Below are 17,450 nucleotides of genomic sequence, written 5' to 3' on the forward strand. Positions count from 1 at the left end.
GCGTCAGCGGTTCGACCGCGACGACGTGCCCATGCTTTGGCCCTTCTGGGACTGAGCCTCCGCCTTCTGGCTCGCCTCGATGTCGCGGATGATCTGCTCCTGCTCGGCGCGCAGGCGCGCAAGCGCATCGGTTTGCACGACGGCCGGAGACAGCGGCTGGCCAGGATGCTGAGCCAACGACCGCGCAGCTTCGGTAGCGGCCGCCGCCTCCCGCGCCTCCTGCGCCGCCGACCTCTCCATCCCCGCCACCACGGCGCGCTCTGCGCGGAGCTCGCGCTGGGTGGTGGCATTGAGCCCGGCCGTCGCCTCTTCCTGGCGCTCCGCCTCAACGGCTCGGTCGGCCAGGCGAGCCGCAACGACGGCCTCTTGCACTTCCCGGACCTGCATCTCGCGCGCGCGCTCGACGAGCCGGGCGCTATTGGCGCCAGTGACGGCTTCGACCTCCGCCGGGGTCATGCGTTCGACACCGCGCTCGGAGGCACGCTGGAGATCGACGCGGTTGGCAAGTGTCTCCAGATAGCGGGCGGACGCTTCGCGGAACTGCTGCTTCGTCTCGCCGTCGAGAAGGTCGCCGGTGCGCGACACCGCCTCGTTCATGAGGCGCAGGTCTCGGACCATCTGCTCTGATGACACGGCCATTGCAGGTTCCTCCTTTGTGAGCTGGTCAACCCGTCGTTCGATAGTGTGCAAGATGGCTCCGACGGTCTGTGCCATCAGCAGGCGTTCGAGCATGTCCCTCGCGATGGGATTGCCAGGCTGATCCGCCGACACCGTCTTCCACGCGACGATGCTCTCGTTGACGACCTTCCGGTCGTCATCCGATCTTGGGAGCCGAATGGGATTGGTGCGAGCCGTCTCGATGCGCTGCCGCGCATTGTCGATCAGTCGCCGGTTGGCCGGATCGGCAGCATAAGCGCGATCGCGCGCCTCACGCGAGGCGCGTGGCCGCTCCGCCGTATCGACGATAGCCTTGTCTCTTGGCCCATAGCTTTGCGAGGAGGCGCGCTCACGTGCCGATGTCGCCACGATCCTGAGGCCCTCGACCTGGGCGTGCTGCGCATAGGCCTGGCGCCACTCACGGAAGGTTTCCGGACCGGGGTGGATCTTCTGGCCCGACTCGCTTTTCACAGCGATGACCGCGTGCACATGGATGTGGCCGGCGGATTCCTTGTCGACATGAACACCGAACATGAACTTATGGTCGGCGAACCGGTCCTGCAGGAAAGCCCGGGCGGCTCGACGCAGGGCCTCTATTTCGGTGCCAGCCTTTGCCGACAGCATGAGGTGCATCGTATCGCGGACCGACTGCGAGCGCAGTGCGGGTCCCCACTCCCTGCCGGCAATCCGGGTCTCGGCGACGTCGGAGATGGTCTTGCCGCGATCGTCGCGCGCCGCTCCATGCTCGATGAGCTTGTTCAAGCGAAAGGTGACGCCGTCGCGGCCATGATTGCTCATGCCGGGCGTCACATGGACGGCATCCGCTCCTATTCCGGTCGCGGCCTGAACCCGCTCGCTGATCCGGGCCTCCGAGGCCATATCGAAGCGCTTCTGCGCGACGCCGCGCTCGTCATCGCCCGCCGGCGCGCTGCGAACACGGAACCGCTCCTTGGCGGTACCGGCCAGTGCCACCACCAGACATGCCTCGAGCTCTCCTGAGGCGGTCGTATCGAGCCGATAGGCGTAGCGATGGCCCGCAAACCCCGCGGCGATCGCCTTCTCGTAGATCTCGCGTCCCTCGTCGGTATCTCGCACGCCGTGCAGCTTCATCCGGACCGCGGCGACATCCTGGCTTTCGGCGCGCTTCGAAAACGACGTTGCCCAGGCCTGGATCTCGTCGGCCACGGCCTCGCGGTCGGTGAGCATCCGTCCATCATGCGTCTCAAGAGGCACGTCCTCACGCTGAACATATCGACCCGTCCTGGTCGCGCGGGTCGCACCATGTGCATAGGACAGGACTTTGACGACCGCGGGCTGGTAGCCCGCCGCGAGCTGACGCGCTCGGCCGACAGCCCCCTGCCCTGCCCCGCCGCTCCCGCCGCCGATCGGCGCCGAGCGCGATGGACGGGCGGAACCCAGCTGCGCGCCAGCCCCGCCGCCTGATGCCTCCTCCAGGGAGCGCGAGCGCTCGTCATCCCGGCCGCCGGTAATGGTCTCCCCGCGGATGATCCTGTCGGCCGACGGCGTGTTCGCGGGCGGCGCACTGCGCGCGGAGCGCCGCCTCTGCTCGTCGTCCAGCAGACCCACTCCCTGCCGCGCCCGCGCGTCCGCACTGATTGCGGTGCGCGTCGCCTCGACCCGCGCGATCCACCCCGCGATCGCGCCCGCGCGGTTCACGCTAGATCCTCACCGTGGATCTCATTCGGCAAGGCAAGCTTCGCCTCCCGTCGCAGCTTCGAGCCGTAGGCGACGGTCATCTCGGTCAGCTCGTCATTCACCGCGGCGACAATCTCGTACAGGCCACGCCAAACCGGCTCAGTGTCTTCGATCCGCACCGCCTGGCCACGGTGGATCGCACGCAGCACCTGCGAAAGGTTACGGCCGACCATCCGAACCTGACGGGCGAGCTCGACAACGGCGCGCGTGTTCTCGGCCGACAAGGCCGGCCCGGCCTGCACCGACGCGCGGATCAGCCGGCGCACGACTTCAGCCTTGGGCAGCCCGAACAGCACCACCGCTTCCTGCAGGCGAGCCTCGTCGGCCTCCGACAGCTCGGTCCGAAGCCTCGGCTTGTGTCGCGGACCTTTCACGGAGCTGGTCATACGCGCTCCCCTGCCCTTCCCGGTCGCCCGGCATCCGGCCGCCTGGCCGGAGCCGCATGCGCCGGCATCGACACGATGCCGACCCTGGCGCACCCGCGCCCTCTTCGGCTGCGTCCAGCAGCCGTCCCCCGGTTTGGCCCACAAACCGGTATCTTGTCAACCAACATCTAATAAACTGTATGTAACACCGACAATCCAAGACACTCGCACCTTCAATCCCCTCCACCTGGAACTCCACTGGCCACCTGGCACGGAGCGCCACCGAACTGCGGTATTGCTGCAATACGTTAGTTCGCGGTGCCGGCAATTCCGCATCGCGCGAGTTCGGAAATCTCTCAATGCCGCAACCCGGCAGAGCTATATATCGCCTGTACCGCAGTGCTGGACACCCGCAACACCGCATCGCCGACATGCCGCCTCGCCGCACTCCCATTTCACGGCAATGCCGCACAACCGGAGAAACGGAACGACACATTGCAGAAGAGACATTATATTGTATGTTCGTCTTCATCTCACATCCGTCTTGAATCGGAGGCAGCCGTGCCAAGCGTCTTTGCAGTGGCGAACCCGAAGGGAGGCAGCGGGAAGACCACCGTCGCGATCATTCTCGCCGGCGAGTTCGCCAAGCATGGCTATGCGGCCGCCATCGTCGATGCCGACCCGCAGGGCTCGTCCTATCAGTGGCATGCCTCCTCGGTCGCCCGTGGCCTCAGCCCTGCCGGCGTCGACCTGGTGCGCGCGCCTGACGAAGGCGCCCTCGTGCAGGCGGTCGAGCGGCTCGGCGGCTACGACGTCATCGTCATCGACACGCCCGGCTATTATGGCGACGTTCTGGTGCAGTCGGCGCTACGGGCCGACCTCGTGGTGCTTCCTTGCAAAGTCCACACCTTCGATGCCTCGCAGGTGGTACGCACCATCCGCAATCTCGAACAGCATGCGGCAGCCGCGCAGCTCCCGATGAGCCAGCATCGCGTGCTGTTCAATGAGTATGACAGCCTGGATCGCAACACCCGGCCCCTGCGCGAGGTCGTCGCCTATCTTGATGCAGAGCAGGTGCAGGTCTGCTCAAACGCGCTCTACCGGCGCGTGACCTTCCGCACCATGACGAGCGGGTTCGGCACGCTCTACCAGATGCCGGACAAGGATGAATCGGTACGAAAGGCCCGCTACAATGCCGACCAGGTGGTGCGGGAGCTGCTCGCCGCGAGCCAGCCGGCCTCCGACGGCGAGACGGCGGCATGAGCGAGGACGCCACCAACCCGAAACTGGACCGCCCTGCCCTGCCCCGCGACGCCTATCGTACCCAGCGAGCGGCAACCCCGGCGTCTAGGACCTCGGCCATTCAGCCGGTCGTGGTCACACCTCACTATGAAGACCCCGTCGCACCGCGACCTCGGCCTGATGCGCCAAAGCCCGCGACGGCTGTCCATAAGGAGTCGCGAAATCCACCGCGGGAAGGCTGGCGGCGCAATCCTTTCGAGGGCTATGGTGAGCGCACGTCGCAACGTCCCTATGCGCTGCGCCTGCCCGATCCGATCGATCTTCTGCTGCGCCAGCATGCAGCCGAGGAGCGCACCCAACCGCTCCGCATCGTGGATCGAGCCCTGTACGACTACTTCAAGCGGCTCGGCCGCCTGCCACCGACGACGGAATGAAAGCGGCGGCAGCGTGCCAAGGCGCCGGCGCGCAGAAGCCTTCGTCAGGTTTTTCGACTGGGAAGAAAGGATGGAAGTTGTGAGCGTGCCGGACCGGCGCCGTCGTCGCGGCGGGCGCCGTGCACCGCCATTACCATCCGCCAGACCGAGAACTGGCCGGCCTGCGCCCGACGAGTGAGGTTCCTGAGATATCCGCCCGGGCTCCTGATCGCGACACCACGCTGGAGGATTGCGGCTAGGACCATCGCGGCGGTCTCCCGCCCGAGCGACTCGCAGGCCTCGGCCCAAGCGCTCGGGCTGATTCCGAGCATCGGTCGCACAATCGTTGCCGCGGCGATGAGGTCTCGACGCGTGTGAATGTCACCACGAACATAGTCCATGATGTCGGGGCAGGCCTCCAGTACCAGGGGCAGAGGGACGTCGCGCTCGCCTGTAGCTCTCTCGGGATCCCCCGCCGGATCGCCCGTCACCGAGCTCTGTTCTGGATCGCGAAGCGGCGTCTCGTCCGTACTGGGCGGTGTCGATGGGAAGGCCGCGTCCAACAATGCATGGACCTTATGCCCGAGCTCGTTGAGCTCAGCCACGATCAATTCGAGCTCGCGCGGTGACGACGTGCGCGCAATCGCGGCAACGATGGTCTGGTAGCGCCGGTGATAGGAGGCCCAGTCTCCGGGTAGCCCGGCATCGAGACCGGCGGCGATCATCTTCACAATGTCGCGCCGGGCCAGCGATATCTTCATCCTGTGCGCGTCGAGCGCTCGCAGACGTTCGCGCACAGTGTGCGCGAGCGCCGCGAACTCCTCCGCACGAGCGACAAGGGGGCTTAGGTCGAAGCCGAACGCCTGCTCGATCTCGCCGGCTGGCGTCTTTCGCGCGAACCTCTTGCCGTTGGCGCTATCCCGTCGCAGGACAATCCCCCGTGCCACAAGCGCCGCGAGGTGCCGGCGCAGCGTCGACGGGGCCATGCCGTTCGCGCGCAGGGCGAGCTGCCGGTTCGAAGGGAACACGACGAGATCGGTGCTTCCAGAGGTGAGGACCGTGTCGGGATGAAACGTCAGAAGGGCGTTGAGGACCGCGAGTGCGCGGTCCGAAAGGCCCAGCATCGACTTCACCTCGCAGAGCTGACGGAAGATCTGCCATTTGTGCACCGGTTTGCCGGGCTCGCACTGGCTCACCAGTCGCTGGACCTTCAGCACCGAGGGCGCGAAGGCGCCGCTCCCGAAGGGGCTCATCGGATTCTGGCCGAACACCTGCATTCGCAACCTCTCCTCTTCGGAGAGCGCGGCAAAGAAAAGCCGTGGCGTGAAAAACGCACGTCCCTTGAACTGTCGGGGAGGGCCCTCTAGGATGCCGTTATCAGATGCGTGGCACCGCTGGCGATTGCCGTCGCCAGACTGCCTACCCTCTCGGAGAGACCCGGCGCTGCCGGGTTTTTCTTTGTCTGACGCTCTTCACCTCGTTGAATCGAATCCGTACATTATATTGAATGTTGACGAGTCGTCCAACGGGTCGCGAACATCCGCCGACCCGCGACAATCGAGGTCCTTCCAAGCGTCGAGATAGAGCCATGAAGACGAACGCAAGCAGCGCAAAGACCAGCCGTCCGCAGCGCAAGAGCTCACTTCTTCACGGCTTCCAGGCGCAGTTGGAGGCCTTTCGCGCGCAAGCCGGTCTGAGCCGTCGCGCCTTCGCGGATCGCCTGGGGATTCCGCGCTCGAGCTACTTTCACCTGATGAGCGAGGCGGGAAATCCGAGCCTCGATACGGTCGAGCTCATAGCGGAGCGGGTCGGCGTCGAACCCGCTTCGCTGTTGCGCGCTTCCGGAACCAAGCCGAGGAGCTCGAAAGAGAGCTAAAGGCAACGATCGGGGCAAGTGGAGTCGGATCAACGCTTTAGGCCGGCGTTTCGACGACGTCCAATATACTAGACCTTGGAAATCGTGTATGGGTGAGAGGTAATCATCTCCATCCTCATATGTCCAAGGGCGTCATGTCTCCCGTTCGAAAACCTCTGCCCGTCGATCACTCGATCCTGAACGAAATGCTCGCGATCAGGCTGCAGCAGCTCGAGATCGAGAACGGCGGCATGGAGGCGTTCTTTCCCAAGACGGGCCTGGCGCGCGGTACCTACTACACGATCGTCCGGGGCATCGGGAATCCGACCCTGAAGACGATGGAGCGTATCGCCTCGAGCCTGAACATGACGGTGTTCGAGCTCCTCGGCTTCGAGGTGGCCGACGCTCGCCGGGCGCTGAAGAAACACGGCGTCGACTATGACGAGCTGACCACGGCCATCGCCAAGAAGAACCGCGCCGATCGCACCCTGGCGCGCCAGACGAGGTCCCGCAAGCTCCCCGCATAATCCCCGGTTCTGCCGGTCCGGCGCCGCGATGTATCAGATCCCCCTGCCCCGCCGGGCAGACGATCGATCATCGAGACCCTTCCTCGACGTACGGGCATCCGGCACGGCCGCGCGGCTGTCATCACGCAATCCGCTTCGCGCGCAGCTGGGTATTGATTTGCGACATGAGGATCGGCCCCAGCGAGAATTCGTCGGCGCGGGCTTTCTCCGTCAGGTCGCGCAAATAGCCGCCGGCCGAACGGATGGCCTCCCCGCGCTGCAGAATGCACGCCACCACGACGGCGGCCTGCTGTTCGCCCATGATCGCTTGCGCCTCCTCCCAGGCGCTGGGACTGATCCCGAGCATCGACCTCACCACCGCGGCGGTCGCCAGCAGATCCCGCCAATTGGAGATCCCGCCCTTGGCATAGTTGGCGATATCGGGGCAGGCGTTCATCACCATCCCCAGTGGATAGATCGCTTCCGCTCGTCTCGCCGGCTGGGTGTCTGGCTCAGCCCTCCCCGCCCCGCTTTCTCGAAAAGCAGGTTCAAGATCAGTAAGGGGATCTGGTTTTGAATTCTGTATGTGGCGCTCATTTATAGCATCACTGGCGCTCGTTTTCGTGGATTTGATGTGACTTTCCAGCGTGTTGAGAATGTCGTCGGCGAGTTGCGTCAATTCCTCGGCCACACGATCGAGCTCGGCGCGCGTCGGCGTGCGCGGAATGCCATCGACGATGCCGCGGAACGCAGCGTAGATATCCGGCCAGGTTGATCTCGAACGCCCGTCCCCCGGCGCTGGAACGCCCTCCTCGATAGCTGTAGCGATCATCTTGGCGATGTCGCGCCGGCACAGGGTGATGCGCTCACGCGCCAGTTTCACGGCGCGCGCCTCCGCTTCGAGCTCGGCCGCGAGCGCCTCGAACTCTTCGGCTCGAACCAGGAGCGGCGACAGATCAAAACCGAACGCCAGTTCGACATCCCCCGACGCTCCCTTGCGGGCGTAGCGCTTGCCATTCGGGCTGTCGCGCCGGATCACCAGCCCGGCGTCGACCAGGACCGCGAGATACTTGCGCAACGTCGATGCCGGCATCCCGTGGGCGCGCAGCGAGAGCTGTTGGTTCGACGGGAACACGACCAGGCCGTCGGCGCCGCTGAGCGCCGTTTCAGGATGGAAGGTGAGAAGAGCATTGAGGACCGCCAAAGCCCGCTCGCTGACGCCGAGGCGCGGACGAGCGGTGCAGATCGTTCTGAAGATCTGCCACTTGTGGACGACCTTCTCCGGTGGCCGAGCGGTTGACGCGATTTGCGTTGCCACATGGGCAAGTGTCAGCGATCGCCGCCCAAAGGGCGTCGTTGATTGATAGGGTTCCATGTCTTTGCCTCAGCTGGGCAAAGAAAATCCGCTCGCCAAAACGGCGCCGTCTCGCATCGAGACTCTTGACTGCGATTCGCGGAAGTGATTCTCTATCAATCGCCAAAAAGATGAGAGGGCTTCCGGGACGGTGACGTTTCGGGGGCCTTTTCTTTTGCCGCTACGGTTCCTTTCGTGTTGTCAGGGTACGCGGTTCACGCATCTGCGCGGCGTTTAAAGGCCGCATAGATCTCGGGCAGTTGATCGACGAGATATGCTCCGAAGTCCGGGGCGTGGCGGTTATCGATCATGAAACGGGTTTGATCCTTGGCGTGCTCGATGCGCGCAAGCTGCTTTCCATCGTCAGATTTGACGACATGCATCGCGGGCTTCTTCGGACGACGAACCAAGGCCTTCAACACTCTCTCAAAGCGCGCATCGGTCGGAATAGCCCGAAAATTCGAATCAGAAACGGCTTCGCGCCATTTCGTATCGTCTTCCTTCACGAGCGACGCCAACTGCTCCCAACGCGGTCTTCCGATCTTCGGAGCCGCGCCGATAGCGACGATGAGGTCCTCGGGAAGCGCCCTGACAAGGGAAATCATCGTTGAAAGGTTTCCCTTTGGCACCGAAAGCGCAGACATGATTGCCGCACGCGGCAATCCTCGGTCCTCGAGTCTGGCGGCGAATAGCGCACGCTCGATGAACGAGAGGTCCTTACGATCTGTATTTTCTTTTCCTTGAGCGACGACCAGTTGTTCGTCGCTGAGCTCCCGCACGATCGCCTTTACGGGCCGCCCGAGGGCACGAAGAGCTGCGACCCGGCGATGTCCGTAAGCGGCCTGATAACGTCCGGGAGCATCCGTGCGAGGACGAACGAGGATCGGGACCTGTTGCCCGTCCTCCGACAGCCGGGCCTTGAACGCCTCGAACTCGTCGCCCTCGCCGACATTTAGACGATCGCGTATGAAGGCCGGGTCGACGAAGTTGGGATCAATTTCGACGACTTGTGCGCCTGATGCGAGCTGCGCTCGGAGCGCCTGCGCCTCGTCCGCATCATCAGACAGGCTTTTGAGCGAAAGACCCATAGCTTTGAGCGAGCCCGACGACACCGAAGGGCGCGTCGGCCGATCCTCGCTTGGGGGGGGTGGCGCGGTGATCGGCGCCATCATGGCCTTAAGCTGGTCGCGGCGCTTGTTCATGTCGCCCTCCCCCAAGACTCGAGGACAAGGCTCTCAATTTCGGCATGGACCATGTCGAGGGCCTCGATCGCCCGATCGTAGGTGCTGCGAGTGAAATTCTCGCGGCCGATTTCGTAAAGGGTCTGCTTCGTCAATCCGGCGTCTGCTATCGCGGTCGACTTGAGGATGGGGGTCGTAAGAACGCGCTCGCCGAATAGGCTTCGCATCAATCCAACGATCTGGCCCTGGGGCCCGTCGGAAGGCTCATATCGCGTGATCGCATACCGGAAGAAGTCATAGTCAGCGTCACCACCGGCCTGCTCGACGACGTCGAGAAGGCTGGAGGTCATGTGCAGAAACTGTGACATCGATGCGACGTCCAGCATCTGGGGATGGATGGTGACCAGAACACTCCGAGCTGCGCACAGCGCCGACAAGGTGAGGAAACCGAGCGAAGGCGGGCAATCCAAGACGACGATATCGTAGCGATCATCAACCGATGCCAAGGCTGTAGCGATTCGGGAGAAAAACATCCGATCGGAGCCTCTCCTGCCTTCTGCGAGCACACGCGGAGTGTCGTGCTCGAATTCTTGGAGCTCGAGGTTCCCAGGAACGATGTCGAGGCCGGCGAAATAGGTAGTGCGGATGATGTCGCTGAGCGACCGTTGCTGATCGTCGTAGCGTATCGCCCCATAAATCGTATCGTTGTCCTGCAGATCGAACTCGGGCTGCAGCCCGAACAACGCGGACAGAGACGCTTGCGGATCTAGATCAACAGCGAGCGTCCGGAATCCGCGCATTGCAAAATACTGTGCGACGTGAGCAGCCGTCGTAGTTTTGCCTGATCCACCCTTGAAGTTCGTCACGGCAATAACCTGGAGATGGTCGTCGCCTCGCCTTGTAGGCAGATAGCTCGGTTTCGATCGGGCGAGTATGCGACGCAGCTCATGGATCTGGTCCAGCGTGAATAGACGTCGACCGCGCGCAGTCTTCTCCGCCTCCGGAACCTCGCCCGCGATGGACAATTGCCGGATGTAAGCATCGGTTACGCCGATAAGCTTGGCCGCCTCACCAGAAGAGAACTTTCGCAGCTCCTTCTGCGCGGCCGGCGGAAAGGCGCGGGTGCGGAGCTCCTGGAGCTGGGCACTTAGCAGCGCGGCGTCTGACTCGATCAGGCGCGTTAGCGAGCGCACCTTCTTCCCGGTGCGATGACTTGCGTCAATCTGGTTCGGTTTCGTCATCTACGCCCAATGCCGCAATTTTCCGTGGTGAGCGTAAATTCTCTCGTCCTGCCGAGTCGGTCAAGCAATTAAGGGTTAATGGGCATTAACCTATATGGCGGGCTGCCATCGGCGCGAATCGGTCGATCTCCGACAAATCGGCACGGCGCTGGAACCGCGCTTCCCCAACAGCCATCCTCGATTTGAGTATAGTTGATTCGATCAATCCCGAGGCATTCCGCCCCACCCCTTGCCCGAGCTGACGAAGCCGAAATATCAGTGAGCGCTACGAGGCGTCGAGCGTCCAGAGATCGCGATGCAGACAGTTCTCAGCTGAGAACTTTTCGTCGGCCGCACTCCGGTGGCAGCTTTAGTCGACAGGTCCCCAGGTGAGAATAGGCTCCCGGTCAACAGAAGAGGACGCTTATGGCCGTCGACTCCGCCTCGGCCATCAGGCGGGAGTAGGTCCGAGTTCTCAGCTGAGAACTCGGGTCTCCGCGCTTCGCTTCCGTTCGAAGGAAAGGTGATCTCAACAGGCCACCGCCAAACCAAAATGGCTGAACTTGCGAACCTCTCCCAGAGCAGCGAAGGCCCCGCCTTTTGGGCGGGGCCGTTTGGGGAGGTCAGTCCCGGTTGGGGCGGGACCAGATGAGCTGCAGGTCGCTCTCGCCTTCGACCTCGACCAGGGTGGCGTAGATCGGAGCGGGGAAGCTCGGATCGTCCAGCTTCACCGAGAGGTAGTCGCGGCCCTCGTTCGAGGTCTTCTGCCACGCCGCGCCGAGCTCGACGGCGCCGGCGTAGATGCGGAAGTGCGGGCCCTTCTCGGTGGGGTTCTCGACCCGGACGATCCGAGCCTTGGCGTTCAGGGCGAGCGTGCGAACCGTGCCGGTGAAGCCGTTGCTGCTGGAGGTGAAGGTGCCGATGGTCGCCATTGTCGTGTCCTCTTGAGGTTTGCGAGCCGCGCCCATCGCGGCCTCGATGGCGCTCGACAGACCGGAGGCGATCGGCCTGCACCCCACCGGGGCCGGAACAGCGTGGAGGGCGGCCGAGGCGTGGCTTTGTTGCCTCGCGAGGAATGGGCGAAGCCCAGGGGAAGAAAGTCGCGACCGGCCGTTGCCGGCGAAAGAACGAGGCGGTGCGCGGCGCCGCCGGCCTTCGGTCAGACATGCCCTATCGAGGACGGCGTGGGCGGCCCGGCCAACCCGATCTCAAGACACGCCAGCACCGCTCGCAACCCCAACCTCTCGCAACAGGCCGCTCTCCGGCACAGCCGCCGCCCCCTCCGGCGCCAAGGCTCCCCCGACCACCGCAGAACCCCGGGCGTCAGGCCCGCCACCACGCGTCTCTACGTGCCGCACTGCCCTGTGCACGCTTAGCCTCCGTCGGATGGCCCGCTCGACGACGCGCACCGAGAAATGCCCTCGCCCCCCTCCCCCTCCCCCTCCAGATACGGCGCAGCGGCGATTGTCGCGCGGGCAGATCAATTGCAGCGCGAGCCCCCTCCCCTCTGACCTCTCACACAAAGGGCTCCGGGAAGCGCCCGGCCGGCTCCCGACATCACCTCATCAAGCAATCCCCTCGGGACAGGGGTTCGGGTGGGAGCCCTCCCCCTCATCCGTGTCGGAGGTCTTGGACTGCCGTGCCGGATCGAGCCGCAAGAACGCGGCTGCGACTGAGGTCCTGGCGGCCTAGCCGTTCCACCCGTGGCCTGCGCGATCCGCCGCCCAGCCACCACACGCCCGCCCCGGCCACCGGCTCAAGGGCCATCGGCGGGATCGTCAGGTCCGCGGTGCCGGCAAAGCCAACCGATCTACAGACCAAGCTCAGCTTGTCGTCCAGGGCATCTCACTAGAACCCGTAGGTCCGACCTACCCAGCGCAACAACACGGCAGCGTCGCAATCGGGCAATCGCACACGGTTGGCCTTGAGGCCCTGGGCGATCGCGTTGCCGACATCGGGATCGACCCAGTTGCCGTGCGTCATCAGGAAGAACCAGCCGAACGGCAAGCCGATCTCACGGTCGATCGCCTCGATCCTGTCCATCAGATTATGAACGGACGTACCGTCAGAGACCTGGAGCCGCTCGTTCGGAACGCGCAGCGGCCGGGGAATGAAGCCCACTTCGCGCTCGCCGCGATGCTCGTAGTCGCGAATATCGAGCGCCCAATGCGTGAACACGCGCGATGCTGACGCGCTGGACTCCTCCCAGTCCTGGAAGAACCGCACCTCGCGCGGCACATGCTCGAACCAATCGGGCACCGCTTCCAGGAAGGGCGTCTCGCGGGCGCCGTCCGGACGCACCTCACGGATCACGCGCTGCTCCACCTCGCGGCGCCGAGCTTCGCGGGTCTCACGTTCGAGGCGGGCACAGCGACCGAGGAAGCTGCGTACATGGACGACGGCGCCGCCGGCGCGGCCACGCAGTCGATAGACCGGCCCAGCAATCTGGCTGGCAGGGGAGGGCGCGTCGCGCTTGATCCACGATGGGTCGACCAACTCATCCTCGCTCCAGGGCCGATAGTCCGGGTTGACGATCGGGCCGGCGCGCCACTCCGTCTCGCGATCAAGCGCGACCTGGATGTAATCGGCGGCGCCGGGCCCTGTCGGCGCGAAGACGAAGACGCCGGTCCCTCGCCACTCTGCAATCTGTAGATCGGTCTCCTTCAGGCGGCGCCACAGCGCAGCAATGTCGCGCCCGTCTTTGGCGAGCTCCGCCGCCATCCAAGGTCGAAGCTCGCCGACACGGGTGCCGTCGGGACGAATGACCGTGCGGGTGTCGCGCCAATAGTCGCCGTCGACATGCGCGAGGCCGAAGGAGAAACCCGGAAAGGCCGACGCGAGGGCTGGCAGCAAGTCCATGTCGGCCGAGGCGGGCTCCAGCTCCGCCAGGATGGAGTCGAGCGTTGCGGCATCCGGAAGGCGGGAAGGGGTGGTCATTCCGGCGCTCCCTCCTCGCTCCACGGATCCAGCACCGGGACCCCGAGCGACACGAAGTCCTTAGTGTTGCGCGTGGCGAGCACCAGTCCCCGCTCGAGAGCGGTGGCGGCGAAAAACCCACCCATAACCGAGAGCGCAAATCCGCTCCGGCGCGATTGCGCCATCAGGTCGCCCCATAGCAGGGCGATCGCCGGATCGATCGGAACGATGCGGCCGGCGAAGCGCGCCGGCAAGTCCTCCGTCAGCCACAGGGCGAGTGCATTGCACCGCCGGCTGCCATCCATGAGGGCAATGCCTCGATGAAGCTCGGCGATCGAGGCCACGCTGATGAAGGCGCGGTCTTCGTCCAGCGTATCGAGCCAGGCGAGCACTTTCGGATCGGGGGTCGGGCGGCGAACCTCCGACAGTACGCTAGTGTCGAGCAGAAGGTTCATAGGTCGACGTCGCGCGGGAGGTCGCGGACCCGTTCGAGGTCGAGATCGGCGTCACGCAGGGGTGAGGCCAACAGGAACTCCGCCAGCGTCCCTTTGCGGATAGTCTTGCGCGCCCATTCCTCGGCCGAGACCATGACGACACTCGGCTTGCCGTGGCGGGTGATGATCTGGGGTTCGGACTGAGCGCGGTCGATCACTTCGGACAGCCGCGCCTTGGCGCCGGCCACCGTCCAGCGATCCGATTCCCGCACTGGCGACGTTCGGGAGGCCGTCATAACCTGCTCCAATGACTAGTTTGACCATTCTGACTATAAGGGCAATCTTGCCCGCGTTCAACGGGCGGCGAGCGTGACGCTGCCGTGCTGCCGTGCGATCGGTGCCGGGAGAACCGAAACACGACGGCACTCCACCCAAGGCGGATTGGTCCGCCGGCGGCGTCCGAACTGGCTCCTCCGCTAAGCGAGGCCACCGTTCGCCAGCATGGCGCCGAGCGCAATGTCGATCTGACGGCCAAAGCCTCCGAGGCGGCTCAGCCCGTGATTTCATCCGCGCGGCTGGTGAGCCTGACGCCGCTCGCAATGTAGATATCCCGGAGCGTCTCAAGCGGCGACGCAAAGCGGACGAAGTTCCCCTTGGGCATCGTCAATTCCGGGCCGAGGCGATCGAGGAGTGCCGCCTGGGCGGCACAGACTTCAGCGATGGGATCGGTCGGCAGATCCGGATAGCGGGCGAGAATGAGATCGGCGGCAACCTCGCGGGACGCCGCATATTCGTGTCGCCAGATCAGGTGGCCGAGAACGTGCTCCACGGCCTCATGCAGACTGGCGTAGTCGGCGCTCAGAGCCGTGCCTGACGTGATCGAGGCCAGCACCAGCGTCTCGAAGGACTTCACTTGGTCCATGACGTCACACGTTCTTCAATCAACCCGCACTCATACATGTGCGCAGGGATCCTTGGACTTCGATCATAACGATCTCGGTCGGCCGAAGCATCAGCTGGATGAATCGGTCAGACGCAATCGATTCACAAAACGCGTTGGACGTCGCTTCTGGGGGCAGCCAGAATCGCCCAATGTCGGACTCGGAGACCGCGCCACTTCATCTCCACCGCATCGATCCAGATCGGAACATGCGGCGGTTCTACGCGCTCGCGATCCAGCCGACCCTGTTCGGCGGTGCCTCGGTCGTTCGCAACTGGGGGCGCATCGGCACCGCTGGTCAGTCGATGATGCAGACCTTCGATGCCGTCGGCGACGCGGATGGAGCGCTGAGCCGTCTCGCGCGGAGCAAGAGGCGGCGAGGCTATCGCGACGCGGACACGAATGAGACCGGCTGAGAAAGCGCACCGAACTGCGTGAACCTCGTTCCAGGCACCGACGTAGGCACGTCCAGCTCGCCACCGTGGTCCAGATGCTCGATGAGCTTGTCGCCGTCCCACGAGCCCGGCCCCCGGGGCTTCGAGCGCTCCGGCTCGGGGCTTGGTATCCTCGGCGTGGTGCGGAAGCGATAAGGGCCCCGCCTTTTGGGCGGGGCCGTTTGTTCTGGTCAGTCGCGGTTGGGGCGGGACCAGATGAGCTGCAGGTCGCTCTCGCCTTCGACCTCGACCAGGGTGGCGTAGATCGGAGCGGGGAAGCTCGGATCGTCCAGCTTCACCGAGAGGTAGTCGCGGCCTTCGTTCGAGGTCTTCTGCCAGGCCGCCCCGAGCTCGACGGCGCCGGCGTAGATGCGGAAGTGCGGGCCCTTCTCGGTCGGGGTCTCGACCCGGACGATCCGGGCCTTGGCGTTCAGGGCGAGCGTGCGAACCGTGCCGGTGAAGCCGTTGCTGTTGGAGGTGAAGGTGCCGATGGTCGCCATTGTCGTGTCCTCTTGAGGTTTGCGAGCCGCGCCCATCGCGGCCTCGATGGCGGTCGACAGACCGGAGGCGATCGGCCTGCACCCCACCGGGGCCGGAACAGCGTGGAGGACGGCCGAGGCGCGGCTTTGTTGCCTCGCGAGGAATGGGCGAAGCCCAGGGGAAGAAAGTCGCGACCGGCCGTTGCCGGCTTCAAGAGCGAGGCGGTGCGCGGCGCCGCCGGCCTTCGGTCAGACATGCCCTATCGAGGACGACGTGGGCGGCCCGGCCAAACCCCCTCGCGTGACACGGCAGCGACCCTTCCAACCGCACCCGCTGGCAACAGGCCGATCTCCGGCCAGCCGCCGCCCCCTCCGGCGCCAGGGCGCCCCCACCACCGGGGAAACCCGGGCACCAGGCCCGCCACCACGCCTTCTTCCGGACGATCGTCGAGCTTCGCCTCGGCAAGGCAGGGCACCGACAAGGCCGTACAACGAGCAGTGCAGCTGGCCAGCCGATTGCAGCCGAAGAGTGCCGTACCCCGCCTAAGACGAAGGGAAGCCGCAGCCACGTCGGACTTGCCGCCTACAACCCGGCGGCCTTCGTCAGATTGACCCGGAAGCGGTCGCGTCGCCGCTGGTAACGCCTCGTCATCTCGGCCGAGGCGTGGCCGAGCTGCTTCTGCACGTAGCGCTCGTCAACCTCGGCCGAGGAGGCGAGTCCGGCACGCAACGAATGACCGGCAAACTTCGACTGCCGCTCGCCCTCGCTGAGGTCTGCCCGCACGCCGGCGGCGAGCGCGGTGCGTTTGACCAGCCGCGCCACCTGCTGGTCGGTGAGGCGGTCCGGGCCGACATCCTTGCCCTGGCCGGTGACACGGCGGAACAGCGGCCCATGACCGATCTTCGCCAGCTTCAGCCAGGTCTGCAGCGCAACGACGGGGCAGGTTGAATCTGACGAGCCGCGGCCGATCTCGACCTCGCGCCAGCCGTTCTTTCCGCGCAGCGTGAGTACCATCCCCTTGTCCTGGAACTCCACCCAGCCGCGACCATCCTCGGTCTGATCGCGACCCGTATCGAGGGCGACGATCTCGGACCGCCGCAGGCCGCCGGCGAAGCCGAGCAGCAGCATGGCGCGGTCCCGCAGACCGCGCAGCGTGCCGCGCTCGAGCGTCTCCAGCATGGCGATGACGTCCTCCGGCAGCACCGCTTCCTTCTGCACCGGCGGACGGCCGTGGGTGTTGCGGATGCCGGCGAGCACGGTGGCGATATGGCGGTCGGCGCGATCGAGCGGCGTGCCGCGCTGGGCGAAATTCCAGCTGAGCGCCGACAGGCGCCGTTCGATGGTGCTGACGGAGTTCGGCTTCCGATCGGCGGTCGCTGCCCCGGAGGCGCAGGCAGTGATGTAGAGCCCGACGACCTGAGGATCCGGGGGCAGGGGAGAGAGGGTCTGACGCCGGCACCAGGCGGAAAAATGCTTCCAGTCCGAGGCGTAGGCGCGGCGGGTGTTGGCCGAGCTCGCGGCCTCGACATAGTCGCGGGCGCGCTCCGTGAGGCGTTCGAGATGGGCGGGCAGGGCGGCCGCGGCGTCCGGCGTGGAAATGACGACGGGTGTGTCAGCCGACCGTTTTTCATGAGACTGGCGATCGCTTATTTTCAATGGGTTAGCCGATTCAGAATTTGTGAGACCGAGTCGGATCTGCTGAGACGGAACCGTCACGCGATTCAGTTATGGTGAGAC

The 17,450-nt window shown here is 65.0% G+C and carries 18 protein-coding genes; 5 read left to right on the forward strand and 13 right to left on the reverse strand.

The features are described from left to right. Nucleotides 1–3: 3 nt before the first annotated feature. Complete coding sequence (locus ACO2RV_RS21720) at nucleotides 4–2,334, reverse strand: relaxase/mobilization nuclease domain-containing protein (protein ID WP_423296328.1); 2,331 nt, start codon at nucleotides 2,332–2,334, stop codon at nucleotides 4–6. Next, nucleotides 2,331–2,759 carry a hypothetical protein gene (locus ACO2RV_RS21725; protein WP_423296329.1) on the reverse strand — a complete coding sequence of 143 codons (429 nt, stop codon included), beginning with the start codon at nucleotides 2,757–2,759 and terminating at the stop codon, nucleotides 2,331–2,333. Before ACO2RV_RS21725 ends, ACO2RV_RS21720 begins: the two co-directional genes overlap by 4 nt. 540 nt (nucleotides 2,760–3,299) lie before the next feature. Here ACO2RV_RS21725 and ACO2RV_RS21730 point away from each other — a divergent pair. Both ACO2RV_RS21730 and ACO2RV_RS21735 read left to right on the forward strand, forming a co-directional pair. Further along, nucleotides 3,300–4,001 (forward strand): ParA family protein, encoded by a 702-nt coding sequence (locus ACO2RV_RS21730; RefSeq protein ID WP_423296330.1) that lies wholly within the window; start codon nucleotides 3,300–3,302, stop codon nucleotides 3,999–4,001. Then, complete coding sequence (locus ACO2RV_RS21735; RefSeq protein WP_423296331.1) at nucleotides 3,998–4,414, forward strand: hypothetical protein; 417 nt, start codon at nucleotides 3,998–4,000, stop codon at nucleotides 4,412–4,414. The genes ACO2RV_RS21730 and ACO2RV_RS21735 overlap by 4 nt, the downstream gene beginning before the upstream one ends. 44 nt (nucleotides 4,415–4,458) lie before the next feature. On the opposite strand, the gene repC (ACO2RV_RS21740) is transcribed toward ACO2RV_RS21735, so the two are convergent. Next, nucleotides 4,459–5,670: a plasmid replication protein RepC gene (gene repC / locus ACO2RV_RS21740; protein ID WP_423296332.1), complete on the reverse strand. Its 1,212-nt coding sequence runs from the start codon at nucleotides 5,668–5,670 to the stop codon at nucleotides 4,459–4,461. Between the two features lie 311 nt (nucleotides 5,671–5,981). Here repC (ACO2RV_RS21740) and ACO2RV_RS21745 point away from each other — a divergent pair, with 311 nt between their 5' ends. Together ACO2RV_RS21745 and ACO2RV_RS21750 are read left to right on the forward strand one after the other, a co-directional pair. Beyond that, nucleotides 5,982–6,269 (forward strand): helix-turn-helix domain-containing protein, encoded by a 288-nt coding sequence (locus tag ACO2RV_RS21745; protein WP_423296333.1) that lies wholly within the window; start codon nucleotides 5,982–5,984, stop codon nucleotides 6,267–6,269. 119 nt (nucleotides 6,270–6,388) lie between these two features. Then, nucleotides 6,389–6,775, forward strand: coding sequence for an XRE family transcriptional regulator (locus ACO2RV_RS21750; protein WP_423296334.1), 387 nt, complete (start codon nucleotides 6,389–6,391; stop codon nucleotides 6,773–6,775). Between the two features lie 121 nt (nucleotides 6,776–6,896). On the opposite strand, the gene repC (ACO2RV_RS21755) is transcribed toward ACO2RV_RS21750, so the two are convergent. The 8 genes from repC (ACO2RV_RS21755) to ACO2RV_RS21790 form a co-directional block, all read right to left on the reverse strand. Then, nucleotides 6,897–8,129: a plasmid replication protein RepC gene (gene repC, locus ACO2RV_RS21755; RefSeq protein ID WP_423296335.1), complete on the reverse strand. Its 1,233-nt coding sequence runs from the start codon at nucleotides 8,127–8,129 to the stop codon at nucleotides 6,897–6,899. 194 nt (nucleotides 8,130–8,323) lie between these two features. After that, entirely contained in the window at nucleotides 8,324–9,310 is a 987-nt protein-coding gene (gene repB / locus ACO2RV_RS21760; protein ID WP_423296336.1) for a plasmid partitioning protein RepB, read from the reverse strand. Beyond that, nucleotides 9,307–10,530: a plasmid partitioning protein RepA gene (gene repA / locus ACO2RV_RS21765; protein WP_423296337.1), complete on the reverse strand. Its 1,224-nt coding sequence runs from the start codon at nucleotides 10,528–10,530 to the stop codon at nucleotides 9,307–9,309. Before repA ends, repB begins: the two co-directional genes overlap by 4 nt. Nucleotides 10,531–11,132: 602 nt before the next feature. Further along, a complete protein-coding gene (locus ACO2RV_RS21770; protein WP_423296338.1) occupies nucleotides 11,133–11,441 on the reverse strand; it encodes a DUF736 domain-containing protein in 309 nt (102 codons plus the stop codon). A gap of 916 nt (nucleotides 11,442–12,357) precedes the next feature. Continuing rightward, complete coding sequence (locus tag ACO2RV_RS21775; RefSeq protein ID WP_423296339.1) at nucleotides 12,358–13,446, reverse strand: hypothetical protein; 1,089 nt, start codon at nucleotides 13,444–13,446, stop codon at nucleotides 12,358–12,360. Then, nucleotides 13,443–13,880, reverse strand: a complete 438-nt coding sequence (locus ACO2RV_RS21780) for a type II toxin-antitoxin system VapC family toxin (RefSeq protein WP_423296340.1) — start codon at nucleotides 13,878–13,880, stop codon at nucleotides 13,443–13,445. The genes ACO2RV_RS21775 and ACO2RV_RS21780 overlap by 4 nt, the downstream gene beginning before the upstream one ends. Next, nucleotides 13,877–14,155 (reverse strand): type II toxin-antitoxin system Phd/YefM family antitoxin, encoded by a 279-nt coding sequence (locus ACO2RV_RS21785; RefSeq protein WP_423296341.1) that lies wholly within the window; start codon nucleotides 14,153–14,155, stop codon nucleotides 13,877–13,879. The genes ACO2RV_RS21780 and ACO2RV_RS21785 overlap by 4 nt, the downstream gene beginning before the upstream one ends. 254 nt (nucleotides 14,156–14,409) lie before the next feature. After that, on the reverse strand, nucleotides 14,410–14,781 hold the full coding sequence (locus ACO2RV_RS21790; protein ID WP_423296342.1) for a hypothetical protein: 372 nt from the start codon (nucleotides 14,779–14,781) through the stop codon (nucleotides 14,410–14,412). Between the two features lie 170 nt (nucleotides 14,782–14,951). On the opposite strand from ACO2RV_RS21790, the gene ACO2RV_RS21795 reads away from it, so the two are divergent. Further along, the gene (locus ACO2RV_RS21795) at nucleotides 14,952–15,215 is read left to right on the forward strand and encodes a WGR domain-containing protein (protein WP_423296343.1); all 264 of its coding nucleotides are present in this window, start codon (nucleotides 14,952–14,954) and stop codon (nucleotides 15,213–15,215) included. A gap of 209 nt (nucleotides 15,216–15,424) precedes the next feature. Here the strand turns inward: ACO2RV_RS21795 and ACO2RV_RS21800 are convergent, their stop codons facing one another. Beyond that, on the reverse strand, nucleotides 15,425–15,733 hold the full coding sequence (locus ACO2RV_RS21800) for a DUF736 domain-containing protein (RefSeq protein WP_213373345.1): 309 nt from the start codon (nucleotides 15,731–15,733) through the stop codon (nucleotides 15,425–15,427). A 562-nt stretch (nucleotides 15,734–16,295) separates the two neighbouring features. Continuing rightward, nucleotides 16,296–17,312 carry a tyrosine-type recombinase/integrase gene (locus ACO2RV_RS21805; RefSeq protein WP_423296344.1) on the reverse strand — a complete coding sequence of 339 codons (1,017 nt, stop codon included), beginning with the start codon at nucleotides 17,310–17,312 and terminating at the stop codon, nucleotides 16,296–16,298. Between the last annotated feature and the right edge of the window lie 138 nt (nucleotides 17,313–17,450).

The organism is Ancylobacter sp. VNQ12 (assembly GCF_049445835.1).
Lineage (GTDB): Bacteria > Pseudomonadota > Alphaproteobacteria > Rhizobiales > Xanthobacteraceae > Ancylobacter.

Coding starts and splice junctions, on each gene's coding strand:
- ACO2RV_RS21800 (WP_213373345.1), bottom strand. CDS start 15,733: ATGGCGACCATCGGCACCTTCACCTCCAACAGCAACGGCTTCACCGGC.
- ACO2RV_RS21735 (WP_423296331.1), top strand. CDS start 3,998: ATGAGCGAGGACGCCACCAACCCGAAACTGGACCGCCCTGCCCTGCCC.
- ACO2RV_RS21745 (WP_423296333.1), top strand. CDS start 5,982: ATGAAGACGAACGCAAGCAGCGCAAAGACCAGCCGTCCGCAGCGCAAG.
- ACO2RV_RS21750 (WP_423296334.1), top strand. CDS start 6,389: ATGTCCAAGGGCGTCATGTCTCCCGTTCGAAAACCTCTGCCCGTCGAT.
- ACO2RV_RS21785 (WP_423296341.1), bottom strand. CDS start 14,155: ATGACGGCCTCCCGAACGTCGCCAGTGCGGGAATCGGATCGCTGGACG.
- repA (WP_423296337.1), bottom strand. CDS start 10,530: ATGACGAAACCGAACCAGATTGACGCAAGTCATCGCACCGGGAAGAAG.
- repB (WP_423296336.1), bottom strand. CDS start 9,310: ATGAACAAGCGCCGCGACCAGCTTAAGGCCATGATGGCGCCGATCACC.
- ACO2RV_RS21775 (WP_423296339.1), bottom strand. CDS start 13,446: ATGACCACCCCTTCCCGCCTTCCGGATGCCGCAACGCTCGACTCCATC.
- ACO2RV_RS21795 (WP_423296343.1), top strand. CDS start 14,952: ATGTCGGACTCGGAGACCGCGCCACTTCATCTCCACCGCATCGATCCA.
- ACO2RV_RS21725 (WP_423296329.1), bottom strand. CDS start 2,759: ATGACCAGCTCCGTGAAAGGTCCGCGACACAAGCCGAGGCTTCGGACC.
- ACO2RV_RS21790 (WP_423296342.1), bottom strand. CDS start 14,781: ATGGACCAAGTGAAGTCCTTCGAGACGCTGGTGCTGGCCTCGATCACG.
- ACO2RV_RS21780 (WP_423296340.1), bottom strand. CDS start 13,880: ATGAACCTTCTGCTCGACACTAGCGTACTGTCGGAGGTTCGCCGCCCG.
- repC (WP_423296335.1), bottom strand. CDS start 8,129: ATGGAACCCTATCAATCAACGACGCCCTTTGGGCGGCGATCGCTGACA.
- ACO2RV_RS21770 (WP_423296338.1), bottom strand. CDS start 11,441: ATGGCGACCATCGGCACCTTCACCTCCAGCAGCAACGGCTTCACCGGC.
- repC (WP_423296332.1), bottom strand. CDS start 5,670: ATGCAGGTGTTCGGCCAGAATCCGATGAGCCCCTTCGGGAGCGGCGCC.